Source organism: Serratia sp. 1D1416 (assembly GCF_003641105.1).
Lineage (GTDB): Bacteria > Pseudomonadota > Gammaproteobacteria > Enterobacterales > Enterobacteriaceae > Serratia > Serratia ficaria.
Genome location: NZ_CP032738.1, coordinates 3,823,448 through 3,836,256, shown reverse-complemented (window position 1 = coordinate 3,836,256; position 12,809 = coordinate 3,823,448). Strand labels below are relative to the sequence as shown.

General features: G+C 60.9%; 13 protein-coding genes. 6 read left to right on the top strand and 7 right to left on the bottom strand.

The window, feature by feature from the left end; genetic code table 11:
• Positions 1-21: 21 nt before the first annotated feature.
• From htpX to D7I37_RS18560, 4 genes are all read right to left on the bottom strand, one after another.
• The gene (gene htpX, locus D7I37_RS18575) at positions 22-900 is read right to left on the bottom strand and encodes a protease HtpX (protein ID WP_033638291.1); all 879 of its coding nucleotides are present in this window, start codon (positions 898-900) and stop codon (positions 22-24) included.
• 303 nt (positions 901-1,203) lie between these two features.
• A complete protein-coding gene (gene prc / locus D7I37_RS18570; protein WP_061795461.1) occupies positions 1,204-3,252 on the bottom strand; it encodes a carboxy terminal-processing peptidase in 2,049 nt (682 codons plus the stop codon).
• A gap of 19 nt (positions 3,253-3,271) precedes the next feature.
• A complete protein-coding gene (proQ, locus tag D7I37_RS18565) occupies positions 3,272-3,982 on the bottom strand; it encodes an RNA chaperone ProQ (RefSeq protein ID WP_061795460.1) in 711 nt (236 codons plus the stop codon).
• Between the two features lie 95 nt (positions 3,983-4,077).
• Positions 4,078-4,575 (bottom strand): GAF domain-containing protein, encoded by a 498-nt coding sequence (locus tag D7I37_RS18560; RefSeq protein ID WP_095097209.1) that lies wholly within the window; start codon positions 4,573-4,575, stop codon positions 4,078-4,080.
• A 254-nt stretch (positions 4,576-4,829) separates the two neighbouring features.
• Between D7I37_RS18560 and yebS the strand changes: the two genes are divergently transcribed.
• The 4 genes from yebS to D7I37_RS18540 all read left to right on the top strand — a co-directional run bounded on the left by yebS (position 4,830) and on the right by D7I37_RS18540 (position 10,788).
• Positions 4,830-6,077, top strand: coding sequence for a membrane integrity lipid transport subunit YebS (yebS, locus tag D7I37_RS18555; protein WP_061795527.1), 1,248 nt, complete (start codon positions 4,830-4,832; stop codon positions 6,075-6,077).
• On the top strand, positions 6,046-8,676 hold the full coding sequence (locus D7I37_RS18550; RefSeq protein ID WP_129544152.1) for a PqiB family protein: 2,631 nt from the start codon (positions 6,046-6,048) through the stop codon (positions 8,674-8,676). The genes yebS and D7I37_RS18550 overlap by 32 nt, the downstream gene beginning before the upstream one ends.
• Positions 8,677-8,776: 100 nt before the next feature.
• A complete protein-coding gene (gene rsmF / locus D7I37_RS18545) occupies positions 8,777-10,213 on the top strand; it encodes a 16S rRNA (cytosine(1407)-C(5))-methyltransferase RsmF (protein ID WP_129544151.1) in 1,437 nt (478 codons plus the stop codon).
• Between the two features lie 335 nt (positions 10,214-10,548).
• Entirely contained in the window at positions 10,549-10,788 is a 240-nt protein-coding gene (locus tag D7I37_RS18540; RefSeq protein ID WP_061795452.1) for a DUF1480 family protein, read from the top strand.
• Between the two features lie 57 nt (positions 10,789-10,845).
• Here the strand turns inward: D7I37_RS18540 and D7I37_RS18535 are convergent, their stop codons facing one another.
• Both D7I37_RS18535 and D7I37_RS18530 read right to left on the bottom strand, forming a co-directional pair.
• A complete protein-coding gene (locus tag D7I37_RS18535) occupies positions 10,846-11,445 on the bottom strand; it encodes a hypothetical protein (protein WP_061795451.1) in 600 nt (199 codons plus the stop codon).
• A 3-nt stretch (positions 11,446-11,448) separates the two neighbouring features.
• The gene (locus D7I37_RS18530; protein ID WP_061795450.1) at positions 11,449-11,841 is read right to left on the bottom strand and encodes an ASCH domain-containing protein; all 393 of its coding nucleotides are present in this window, start codon (positions 11,839-11,841) and stop codon (positions 11,449-11,451) included.
• Between the two features lie 321 nt (positions 11,842-12,162).
• On the opposite strand from D7I37_RS18530, the gene yniD reads away from it, so the two are divergent.
• Positions 12,163-12,270, top strand: a complete 108-nt coding sequence (gene yniD, locus D7I37_RS27420; RefSeq protein ID WP_231922139.1) for a small membrane protein YniD — start codon at positions 12,163-12,165, stop codon at positions 12,268-12,270.
• Here the strand turns inward: yniD and D7I37_RS27080 are convergent.
• Positions 12,267-12,428 carry a hypothetical protein gene (locus D7I37_RS27080; RefSeq protein WP_157079209.1) on the bottom strand — a complete coding sequence of 54 codons (162 nt, stop codon included), beginning with the start codon at positions 12,426-12,428 and terminating at the stop codon, positions 12,267-12,269. The genes yniD and D7I37_RS27080 overlap by 4 nt on opposite strands.
• A gap of 164 nt (positions 12,429-12,592) precedes the next feature.
• Between D7I37_RS27080 and D7I37_RS18525 the strand changes: the two genes are divergently transcribed.
• Positions 12,593-12,802, top strand: coding sequence for a hypothetical protein (locus D7I37_RS18525; protein WP_061795449.1), 210 nt, complete (start codon positions 12,593-12,595; stop codon positions 12,800-12,802).
• The last annotated feature ends 7 nt before the right edge of the window (positions 12,803-12,809 follow it).

Genomic DNA, 12,809 nt, shown 5'->3' with positions numbered 1-12,809 from the left:
GGTTTTTTCACGTTTGGGCGATTATTTCAGGTACTGGCCGGAACGCAGCGCTTCGATGCGCTTGTCGAGCGGCGGGTGCGACATGAACAGCTCGCTGAACGACTTGGATTTGCCGTTGATGCAGAACGCCATCATGCTGCCCGCTTCCTGCGGCTCATAGCTGGTTTTCAGACGCTGCAGCGCGGCGATCATTTTCTCGCGGCCCACCAGCTTGGCGGAGCCGGCGTCGGCGTAGAACTCGCGGTGGCGCGAGAACCACATGGTGATAATGCTGGCCAGGATACCGAACACCAGTTCCAGCACCATCGACACCGCAAAATAGATCATCGGGTTGCCGTTGCCTTCCCCTTCGCCGTCGCGGTTGCCCAGGAAGCCGGCGGCCACCTGCGCGATCAACCGCGAAATGAAGATAACGAAGGTGTTCACGATGCCCTGGATCAGCGTCATGGTCACCATATCGCCGTTGGCGACGTGGCTGATCTCATGCGCAATGACCGCCTCCGCTTCGTCGCGGCTCATGCTCTGCAGCAGGCCGGTGCTGACGGCGACCAACGAGGCGTCGCGGCGCGCGCCGGTGGCGAAGGCGTTAATGTCCGGTGCGTGATAGATGGCCACCTGCGGCATGGCGATGCCCGCCTGCTGCGACTGACGGCGCACCGTTTCCAGCAGCCAGTTTTCGGTTTCATTACGCGGCTGTTCAATCACCTCTCCGCCAACGGAGCGCAGCGCCATCCATTTGGACATCAGCAGCGACACGAAAGCGCCGCCGAAGCCGAACAGACCGGCCATGATCATCAGGCCCTGAACGCTACTGGATTGGATTCCTGTCAGGCTGAGCACCAGCCCGAAAACCAACATCACCGCCAGGTTGGTGAGCAGGAACAGAGCTATACGCATCATAAAATGGTTACTTCCTCATAAATGTTAACAAAACGCGGTTGCCGATACCCTAGATCGTATGGGCATTCGTCACAGTTTCAAGAGTTGCGCGCCATTAACCTACTAAAAATACGAAACTTTACAAAAACGGCGCGCCATCGGGGTTCGGCAAATTGTAAACGATTGTTGCGCCTTGCGGCGGGTTTTTTAGCAAAAAATCCGCCGCGCGCTTCAGCCGGGTCGGCGACAGCGTCGGGCAGTTCAATCCCGCCGCCATAAAAAAACGCACCCGAGGGTGCGTTTTTAGCGGTAAATCCCGCGGCCTTACTTGACGGCCGCCGGTTGCTGGGCCGGCTGGGCCTTTTCTATATGGGCCAGATCCAGCGCTATGTGCACGGTTTCATCCAGGTACGGATCCGGTTCCTGGTAATCCTTCGGCAGATCGTCCAGCGACTTCAGCGGTTTTTTGCCGGCGCGCTGCAGGCGATCGTTGATGCGCTGCAGGCGGGTCGCGTCGTCATCGTGGTTCTCTTTCTCGCGAACCGCCAGATTGAGCGACACGATGTTGCGTTTGTCCTTCAGCGCCTTGTAATGCGCGATGTCCTGCGCAATGTACTGGAACTCGGGATCTTTGGCGATGCGCTGCTGGTGATCCTTCAGCAGTTCAGGTTCGAACGCCGCCGTATCGCCGGTTTTGGTATAGGTGGCCGCGTTGATGCTGTCCCACGGCATGGCGTTGTCTTCAAACGCCTCGCCGGTTTCCGCCGGATCGACGCCGGTCGGCATCAGAATGTCCGGGGTCACCCCTTTACGCTGGGTGCTGCCGCCGTTGACGCGGTAGAACTTCTGGATGGTGTACTGCACCGAACCCAGCGCCGGCCATTCGGGACGCAGCATCTGATCGTAAATGCGGTTGAGCGAACGGTACTGCTGTACGGTGCCCTTGCCGAAGGTCGGCTCGCCGACGATCAGCGCGCGGCCGTAATCCTGCATCGCCGCCGCGAAAATCTCGGAGGCGGAGGCGCTGAAGCGGTCAACCAGCACCACCAGCGGGCCTTTATAGTAGGTCACGCCGTCGGTGTCGGCGTCTTCACGCACTTTACCGTTGTTGTCGCGCACCTGCACCACCGGGCCGCTCGGAATGAACAGGCCGGACAGCGAAACCGCTTCGGTCAGCGCGCCGCCGCCGTTGGTGCGCAGATCGATGATCACGCTCTTGACGTTTTGCTTGGCCATCTTCTGCAGCTGAACTTTCACATCATCGGTCAGCCCCACGTAGAAGCCCGGGATGTCGAGCACCGCCACCTTCTCTTTGCCGACGCTCTTGATGGTCATTTTCACCGCGCGGTCTTCCAGGCGGATGCGCTCGCGCGTCAGGGTGACCACGCGGGTTTTGGTGCCTTTGCCGGCCGGCAGGATCTCCAGACGCACCTTGCTGCCCTTCGGCCCCTTGATCAGGGACACCACGTCGTCCAGACGCCAGCCGATCACGTCCACCATGCCTTTGCCCGCCTGGCCGACGCCGACAATGCGGTCACCCACGGTGATCGCCTTGCTCTTCGCCGCCGGGCCGCCCGGCACCATGGAGTTGATCAGGGTGTAGTCGTCGTCCATCTGCAGCACCGCGCCGATGCCTTCCAGCGACAGGCTCATCTCGGTATTGAACTGCTCGGTATTGCGCGGGGACAGATAGTTGGTGTGCGGGTCGATTTCATGCGCGAAGGCATTCATCGCCAGCTGGAACACGTCTTCGCTGTTGCCCTGCGTCAGGCGCTTGATGGCGAACTGATAGCGCTTGGTCAGGGTGTCGCGGATTTCTTTTTCGGTCTTGCCGGTCAGCTTGAGGTTCAGCTCGTCATAGGTGACTTTCGCGTCCCACAGGCTGTCCAGCTCCGCCTTGTCTTTCGGCCACGGCGCTTTGCTGCGGTCGAGATCGATAGTGCCGTTGCCGGTGAAATTCATAGGCTTCGCCAGCAGCGACAACGCATAGGTATAACGCTCAAAACGGCGTTTCTGTGCCAGATTGTACAGCGCGTAAAACGTATCCAGCTTGCCGTTTTTCAGCTCTTCGCCCACCTGGGTTCTTCTGTCGGCGAACTGCGCCACGTCGGAGGCCAACAGCACGTTATGGCTGTAATCCAGCATATTCAGGTAACGATCGAAGATCTTGCCCGAAAAGTCGGCGTCCAGGGCAAACTGGCGATAATGAGAGCGAGTGAAGCGCGAGGTAACGCGCTCACTCACGGTAGCGTGCTGAGGTTCCTGATGCAGCTGAGGCAGTTGATCGAGGCGGATGTTGGCTGTTTCCGCTCCGTAACTGACACCCGCCCACAACAGGCTCGCGACCGCCGTTAATCTGACAAATTTGTTCATGCCTTGGTTGGCCTCCGTATCAGAACTGCAAGTGTTCTGCGCGCACAATCATCGCCAGACCGGAAGAGAGCTGCACACGTACGCCATCTTTAGCGATTTCGAGTACGGTTGCATCCATCGCGCTCTTGCCTGCTCTGACTTTGATTTCCTGGCCAATTTGCAGTTTAGAGATATCCGTGACTGGCGCATAACGCGGCTGGCTTTCCTCTTTTGCTGCACGAGGTTGACGAGCTTGCTGTGGGCGAGTTTGTGGGCGCGGTTTGCGGTTCTCCGGCGCGGCTCCGCCTTCGCGACGCGCCGCGGGCTTTTTGCCGGCTGGGCGCGGACGACGCGGCTCGGCGTCGGCGGATCCACCGGCGGCTTCGCGTTTTTTGGCGTTTTGTTCGGCACGCTGTGCCTGAACGCGCGCTTTGGCTTCTTCAAGCTGCTGGCGAGCATGGTCTACATGCTGCTGTTCCAGTTCACCGCACGGGTTGCCGTCCAGGTCGACGCGCTGGGCGCCCACCTTGACGCCGTACAGGTAACGCCAGCTTGAGGTGTACAGGCGCAGGGCAGAACGCAATTGCGTCTTGCTGAGGTTTTCTTCCCCCTGCACGCGCTCTACCAAATCCTGAAAAATACCGATTTTCAGCGGGCGAGCTTCGCCTTCGGCGCTAAAGCAGAGCGGAAAACGCTCGGCAAGAAAAGCAATGACTTCTTTACTAGAGTTCAACTTAGGTTGATTTTCCATGAAATTTCCTGATTACAACGGGTTTGCCAACCAGCGCAGGCATGAACAGGCGTCATTATAATGACGCCATCGGTAAATGCCACGTTAACCGTAGATCAACTTGCCGTTACAGTGACATATTTCGCACTATCACACTGTTCGAGCTGCGCGCAAAGCCCCGCCACCACTGCTTTCAGGCCCAATTCGTCCTCTTCGTCGAAGCGTTGATAAACCGTGCTGTCGATATCGAGAACGCCGATGACCCGGCCGCCGACGAACAGCGGCAGTACGATTTCTGCGTTACTGGCCGCATCGCAGGCGATATGGCCCGGAAACGCATGGACGTCGCCGACCCGCTGCACGCGGTTTTCCGCCACCGCGGTGCCGCACACGCCCTTGCCGACCGGAATGCGCACGCAGGCGATTTTGCCCTGGAACGGCCCCAGCACCAGCTGGTTGCCGTCCATCAGGTAAAAACCGGCCCAGTTCACGTCATCCAACCGCTCGTTGATCAACGCGCTGGCGTTGGACAGCGCGGCGATAAAGTGGGTTTCCCCATCAAGCAGCGCACTCAAATCACGTTTTAATTCCGCGTAGAATTGTTCTTTTGTCATGTGTTAACCATTAAAACAGTGAAGATGGCCAGAAGCCCAAGGCTTAGGCCCTATAAAATAAGCATTAAATGCGTATAGCCACAAGGTTAATCATCTGTTGCTTCACAAAACCCCGCCCGGCAGGGTATGTTTGCCGCTCAGAAACCCTGTTTACCCTGTTTTGCCGCCCGTTGCTTAACCTTATAAGGCACTGGCTGGTTTATTTTTCAGCTACGCTAACAGTTCCGGCGGGCTCAAGGGCAGCTTTTGTCATGATGAAGATACACGCGATCACCGGCCCCCTTTCCAAAGCGCGCCATCAGCGCTGTTGCGAATGCGACCTGCTGTTTGTGCTGCCGCCGCTGAGCGGCAATCAGGCCGCCTACTGCCCGCGCTGCAACGCCAGGGTGGTGCACGGCCGCGACTGGTCGATGACCCGCCTGACCGCCATGGCGATCGCCATGCTGCTGCTGATGCCGTTCGCCTTTGCCGAACCCCTGATCAGCATCCGCCTGCTCGGCACGCGCATCGACGCCAGCCTGCTGGAAGGCATCTGGCAAATGAGCCGCCAGGGCGACCCGCTCACCGCCAGCATGGTGGCGTTCTGCACCATCGGCGCGCCGCTGACCCTGTCGCTGTCGCTGCTGTATCTGCGCGTCGGCCACGCGCTCGGCATGAACCTGCGCCCGGTGCTGCTGATGCTGGAGCGGTTGAAAGAGTGGGTGATGCTCGACATCTATCTGATCGGCATGGCGGTGGCGGCGATCAAAGTGCAGGACTATGCCGACATTCAGCCCGGCAACGCGCTGATCGCCTATCTTTCGCTGACCGTATTGAGCATCCTGACGCTGATCCACGCCAACCTGGAGCAGCTGTGGGAGCGTTACTACCCGCAGGAGCAAGCGGAAGGCCCGCCGGCGGCGCTGCACGTTTGCCTGTCGTGCCACTATACCGGCTACCCGGATGAGCGCGGGCGCTGCCCGCGCTGCCATATTCCGATGTGCCACCGCCAGCCCTACAGCCTGCAGAAGGCCTGGGCGGCGCTGATCGCGGCGATGATCCTGCTGATCCCGGCCAACCTGCTGCCGATCTCGATCATCTACGCCAACGGCGCGCGCATGGAGGACACCATCTTCTCAGGCGTGGTATCGTTGGCCACCTCCGGCAACGTGCCGATCGCCGCCATCGTGTTTATCGCCAGCGTGCTGGTGCCTTTCACCAAGGTCATCGTGCTGCTCACCCTGCTGCTGAGCATCCATTTCAAGACCTCGCACAGCCTGAAAACGCGCATTCGCCTGCTGCGGCTGGTGACCTGGATCGGCCGCTGGTCGATGCTCGATCTGTTCGTCATTGCGTTGATGATGTCGCTGGTCAATCGCGACCAGCTGTTGTCTTTTACTATGGGGCCGGCCGCCTTTTATTTTGGTTCGGCGGTCATTTTAACTATTCTTGCCGTCGAGTGGCTGGATAGCCGATTGATTTGGGATGCACATGCAACAGGAAACGCCGACTACACCGACTGAAGCGCGGGTCAAAAACAAGCGCCGCATTTCGCCATTCTGGTTACTGCCGTTTATCGCCCTGCTGATCGCGGGGTGGCTGGTCTATAACAACGTCCAGGAGCGCGGCACCACCGTCACCATCGACTTCCAGTCGGCGGCGGGCATCGTCGCCGGCCGCACCCCGGTGCGTTATCAGGGGGTTGAAGTCGGCACGGTGCAGAAGATCAGCCTGAGCAAAGATCTGCGCAGCATCGTGGTCGAAGCCAGCATCAAGAGCGATCTGGAGGATTCGCTGCGCGACGGCACCCAGTTCTGGCTGGTGACGCCCAAGGCTTCGCTGGCCGGGGTTTCCGGGCTGGATGCGCTGGTCGGCGGCAACTACATCGGCATGATGCCCGGCAGCGGCGAGCCGCAAACCCATTTCACCGCGCTCGATACCCAGCCGAAATACCGGCTGAACACCGGCGAGCTGATGATTCACCTGCACGCCGACGATCTCGGTTCGCTCAACACCGGCTCGTTGGTCTATTACCGCAAGATCCCGGTCGGCAAGGTGTATGACTACACCATCGCCGAAGACAACAAGGGCGTCACCATCGACGTGCTGATCGACCGCCGCTTCGCCAAGCTGGTGAAGGGCAGCAGCCGGTTCTGGAACGTTTCCGGCTTCAAGGGCGACTTCAGCCTGTCCGGCGCCTCGGTGCAGATGGAAAGCCTGGCGGCGCTGGTGAACGGCGCCATCGCCTTCGATTCGCCGCCCGACGGCCAACAGGCCAAGGCCGACCAGAGCTACACCCTGTACCCGGATCTGGCCCACAGCCAGCGCGGCGTCAACATCCAGCTGGATCTGCCGAGCGGCAACAACCTGAGCGAAAACCGCACGCCGCTGATGTATCAGGGGCTGCAGGTCGGCACCCTGACCAGGTTGACCCTGCAGCAGGACAGCAAGGTCACCGGCGAGCTGACCATCGATCCGTCGGTGGTCGATCTGATGCGCAGCGGCACCCGCATCGTGATGCGCAGCCCGCGCATCAGCCTCAGCGACGCCAAGCTGAGCCAGCTGCTGACCGGCACCACGCTGGAGCTGGTGCCGGGCGACGGCGAACCGCAGCAGCACTTCAACGTGCTGGACAGCAACGAGACCCTGCTGCAGCAGCCGGGCGTGCTGACGGTAACGCTGAACGCGCCGCAAAGCTACGGCATCGACGTCGGCCAGCCGTTGATCGTGCACGGCGTCAAGGTCGGGCAAATCATGAGCCGCACCCTGACCGGCAGCGGCGTGGTGTTCACCGCGGCGGTAGACGCCCAGTATCGCGGCCTGCTGCACAAGGACAGCAAGTTCGTGGTCAACAGCCGCGTCGACGTCAAGCTGGGGCTGGACGGCATGGAAGTGCTCGGCGCCAGCGCCCAGGAGTGGATCGACGGCGGCGTGCGCATCATACCCGGCGGCAAAGGGGAACCGGGCGGCCAATACCCGCTGTACGCCAACGCCGAGAAGGCCGAAGCCGGCATCGTCGGCAATAATCCGACCCCTACCCTGACGCTGAGCGCCGTCAGCCTGCCGGATGTGCAGGCCGGCTCGGTGGTGCTGTACCGCAAATTCCAGGTGGGTGAAATCGTCAACGTTCGCCCGAAGGCCAACGAATTTGAGGTGGACGTTTACATCAGCCCGGAATACCGCAAGCTGCTGACCCGCGAAAGCATCTTCTGGGCCGAAGGCGGCGCCAAGGTGCAGCTGAACGGCAGCGGCCTGACGGTGCAGGCTTCGCCGCTCAACCGCGCGCTGAAGGGCGCCATCAGCTTCGATAACCTGCAGGGCGTGACGCTGAACAAGGGCGCCAACCGGGTGCTGTACGCCAATGAAACCGCCGCCCGCGCGGTGGGCAGCCAGATCACCCTGAAAACCTACGACGCCAGCAAGCTGTCGGCGGGCATGCCGCTGCGCTACCTCGGCATCGACATCGGCCAGGTGGAATCGCTGCAGCTGGCGCCGGAGCGCAACGAAGTGTTGGCCAAGGCGGTGCTGTATCCGGAGTACGTGCAGACCTTTGCGCGCTACGGCGCCCGTTTCTCGATCGTCTCGCCGGAGATCTCCGCCGCCGGGGTCAGCAACCTCGACACCCTGCTGCAGCCTTATATTAACGTGGAGCCGGGCCGCGGCCGCGAACTGCGCACCTTCGAGCTGCAGGAAGCCAGCATTACCGATTCGCGCTACCTCGACGGCCTGAGCGTGATCCTCGACGCCGCCGAAACCGGTTCGCTGCAGATCGGTACGCCGGTGCTGTTCCGCGGCGTGGAAGTCGGCACCATCACCGGTTTCTACCTGGGCGCCATGTCCGACCGGGTGCACGTCGCGCTGCGCATCAGCAAGAAATACCAGCACCTGGTGCGCAACAACAGCGTGTTCTGGCTGGCTTCCGGCTATAACCTGCAGTTCGGCCTGACCGGCGGCGTGATCAAGAGCGGCACCTTCCAGCAGTTCATTCGCGGCGGCATCGCCTTCGCTACGCCGCCGACCATGCCGCTGGCGCCGAAGGCCGCGCCGAACAAGCATTTCCTGCTGAATCCGGAGGAGCCGAAAGACTGGAAAGAATGGGGCACCGCCATTCCGCGCGATTAATCCTCACTCCGCCTCGGGGGCCCGGCATGCAGGGCCCCCGTCGTTTCCGCTTTGTGGTAAACTCCCGCCCTTGTCATTACTGCTGCCTGAGAATTCACCCGTGGCCAAATCCACCGCCGTTTTTTTGCCCCCCGCGTTCCTCGACGCGACCCGCGCCATCATGCCCGCCGCGCTGTCGATGGACGACTTTATCGCCGCCTGCCAGCGCCCGCTGCGCCGCAGCCTGCGGGTCAACACCCTGAAAATCAGCGTCGCCGACTTTTTGACGCTGGTGCGGGATTATGACTGGCGGCTGGAGCCCATCCCCTGGTGCGCGGAAGGTTTCTGGATCGAACGCGAGGATGAAGAACTGCGGCTGGGCAGCGCCGCCGAGCACCTGAGCGGCCTGTTTTACATTCAGGAAGCCAGCTCGATGCTGCCGGTCAGCGCGCTGTTCGCCGATCGCCAAACGCCGCGGCGGGTGCTGGACGTAGCGGCGGCGCCGGGATCCAAAACCACCCAGATCGCCGCGCTGATGAACAACCAGGGCGGCATCGTCGCCAACGAATACTCCGCCAGCCGGGTGAAGGTGCTGCACGCCAACGTCAGCCGCTGCGGGGTGAAAAACGTCGCGCTGACCCATTTTGACGGCCGGGTGTTCGGCGCCGCGCTGCCGGAAAGCTTCGACGCCATTCTGCTGGACGCCCCCTGCTCCGGCGAAGGCGTGGTGCGCAAGGATCCGGACGCCATGAGCAACTGGTCGCCGGAAAGCGTCGCCGCCATCGCCGAAACCCAGCGCGAGCTGATCGACAGCGCTTTCCATGCGCTGGCGCCGGGCGGCGTGATGGTCTACTCCACCTGCACCCTCAACGCGCAGGAAAATCAGCAGGTGGTCGCCTGGCTGCTGGCGACCTACGGCGATGCGGTGAGCGTCGACCCCCTGGGCGAGCTGTTCCCCGGCGCGCAGCAGGCGCTGACCGCCGAAGGGTTCCTGCACGTGTTCCCGCAGATCTACGACAGCGAAGGCTTCTTTGTGGCGCGCTTGCGCAAGAATCATGGCGTCGCGCCGCTGCCCAAGCCGAGCTACAAGCTGGGTAAATTCCCGTTCCGCCCGCTTTCCGGCCAAGACGCGGCCGAGGTTGCCAGGGCCGCGGCGGCCTCGGGATTGGCCTGGGACGAGAGCGGCCGGCTGTGGGCGCGCGACAAAGAAATCTGGCTGTTTCCGGCAGAGCTGGAGCCGCTGGTCAGCAAAGTGCGTTTTTCACGTATCGGCCTGAAGCTGGCCGAACGCTTCCCGAAGGGCTTCCGCTGGCAGCATGAGGCGGCGATCGCGCTGGCGGTCGCCGACGGCAAGCCGCGGTTTGAGCTGGACGCCGCGCTGGCGCAAGAGTGGTATCACGGCCGCGATCTGTACCCGGAGCAGCCGCCGGAGAGCGATGAATGCATCGTCACCTATCAGCAGCAGCCGTTGGGCATCGCCAAGCGCATCGGCAGCCGGATTAAAAACAACCTGCCGCGTGAGCTGGTGCGCGACGGCGCGCTGGATTTTCATCTGTAACGACGCCGAGGCATAAAGGGAGCTGGCTTCGGCGATGCTCCCGCACCCCATGCCCCCTTTAATATCATTGATGTAAACTCGAACCTCTGCATCCTGTTATCGCGATATCAGGATGCATCTCGGCCGAATAGCCAACGCTGTCGCAGTGAAAACATGCCGCACAAGGTAGTCCTCACAATTTTATAGCGGAATACTGAGCGCCGCCGCGAGTCGCGGCCTGCAATTGTTGCCGGACTGTATTTTTTATGTGGCATTTTTTGCTCGTTTGGTTATGCTCATACGGACGACCGCTAACTGGTCTTACCTCCTACCACCTGGCAGAGCAAGGAGTTCCCATGGGCAAAACCGTCGTAAAAATAGGCAGTTTCGAGGTCGATGACGCACATCTGAGCGCGTCTTCCGAGCGGGCCAGCACCCTGACCATTCCGTGCAAATCGGATCCCGACCTGTGCATGCAGCTGGACGGTTGGGATGAGCACACCAGCATTCCGGCCACGCTCGACGGCAAGCAGTCGCTGCTGTACAAACAGCATTATGACCGGCAGGCGGACGCCTGGGTGATGCGGCTGGAATGATCCTCTATCGATATCCAGCATGACGCGCCGTTTTTTTGCCGAAAACAGCGCGTTTTTTTATGCGATGGCGATGCCGCGGCCGGCGAAAAAGCGGCCAAAGCGTTCCAACGACAGCTTCACCTGCTGACGCGTCGCCGGGCTGTCGCCCGAGGGGTTGTGAAACGTTACGCCGTGCGGCTCTGCGGCGGTAACCAGCACCAGATGCCCGCCGCGCTGCGGCGGCGGCGTCTCCGGCCGGCGAATGGCCGGATGCACCGAGGCGATGAAATAGCGGCAACGATCCAACAGCGCCGGTAGCTCCCCGCTCTCCAGGCCGACCTTCACCTCGGCCTGCAGCGCAAACTGTTCGCGCACGTAGTCGACGAACGGGGCGTAGATCAATCCCTTGATCCGTTCCCCTTCGCGCAGGTAAGCGCCATACGGCAGGCTGCGGCGCGCCAGCTCCAACAGCGGCGGCGCTTCGCCGTCGCGGTGGCTCAGCACCATTTTCAAACAGGCCATGCCGCACACGTGATTAGCCCATTCGATGTATTCCGCCCTGTCGCGGGCGCCGCTGCGCGCCCAGTTGGCATCGTCCGCCAGGGTCGCGCGGCCGGCGATCAGATCGGCGGCCAGCTCGGGCGTCGCCCACTGGCAGACATAGGGAACGGCGCGCATGATTTAAAAGGTGTCGACCACTTTGAAATTCATCAGCACCAGCGTCATGTCCGGCGAGAACAGATCGTATTCCTCAAAGAAGCGCTGCAGCTCTTTGCGCCAGTGCGCCAGCGAGCGGTCGCCTTCGCCTTCGGCATAGGCGTGCGCTTCATCCACCTGATCGTAGGTTTTCATCTCCACGGCGGTCAGCTCTACCGCGCAGACCGGATCGCCCTTGCCATTGACCACCAGGAACACGTCGCCGGCCAGCGGGATGCCTTCCCCGTCGAGGTTGGAACAGGTCGCCGTTTTGGTGCCGTTGAGGATCAGCTGCACCACGTCGTCGGCCTGCTGTTCGGTGTCGCCGAATGCCCAACGCTCGGTGTGTTCGTATTTCTGCGGAATTGCCGTCGCCATTGCTTTACCTTATTGAGAGAGTCATCACTGCAAACAGAATAGTACAACGTATCCATGGCCGTCTGCACCTGTCGCCGCAACGCCCGCGCACTCTATTCCCACAGCCTTTACGGGTTTTTACGGTAAAGCGCTGGGCCTCGCTCGGCGCAGCAGGCATACTGGAGCTAATATTCACTCCATGACGCAAAGTCAGGCGGTAAAATGAAGCAAGACGACAAAGACCCCGATGACACCTTCAGCGATTTATTGAAAGTCATTGCGCTGGTAGCGGTGGTGGCCATCGTGGCGATTGGCGGCTGGTATTTCAGCTAAGAGGTAGGCATGGCAACCAAAAGAATGCGCACCAAACATTGGAAAATGTTCCTGATCCTGCTGCTGATCTGCCTGGCCTTGCTGCTGCTGCGCTGGGCGGCGATGGCGTTCGGTTAACGCTGATTCGGCCGCCGGCTTTCCGGCTCCAGCAGTTCGCGCAGATAGGCGATGCGCGCCTCCCCCTGCGGCAGCCACAGCCGGCACAGCCGATTCTGCACTTCGGCCTTGCGGCTCAGACGGTAATAGTCCGCCAGTTGATCGACCAGTTTCATCATTCGCCCTCCTGATATTTGACACCACAAGTATTGAGCGTAAAAACCAGAAGAAATACTGATGGCTTGTTTTTTATTCTTCCGGTTTTAGCGACGGCGGCCGCTGCGGTGGCGAAGCATCGGCTCAGCTGCTACATTGACCAAAAATCACCCAGCCGAGGTAAACGATGATGTTCTCGGAGCAGGAGATAAAGCCCGTATGGGATGAAGTCGCCCGGCTGATTGGCGACGGCGTGATGCAGCTGCGTCACCGCGGCGAGGTTTTATCGGTAGAAACGCTGGCCAAACATCTGGCGCAGCAGCTGGCGGACAGCAACGATATCGAACGCCGCATACTGATCGGCGCGGCCATCAATATGCTGAAAGATGGAAAGTGAATCGCCA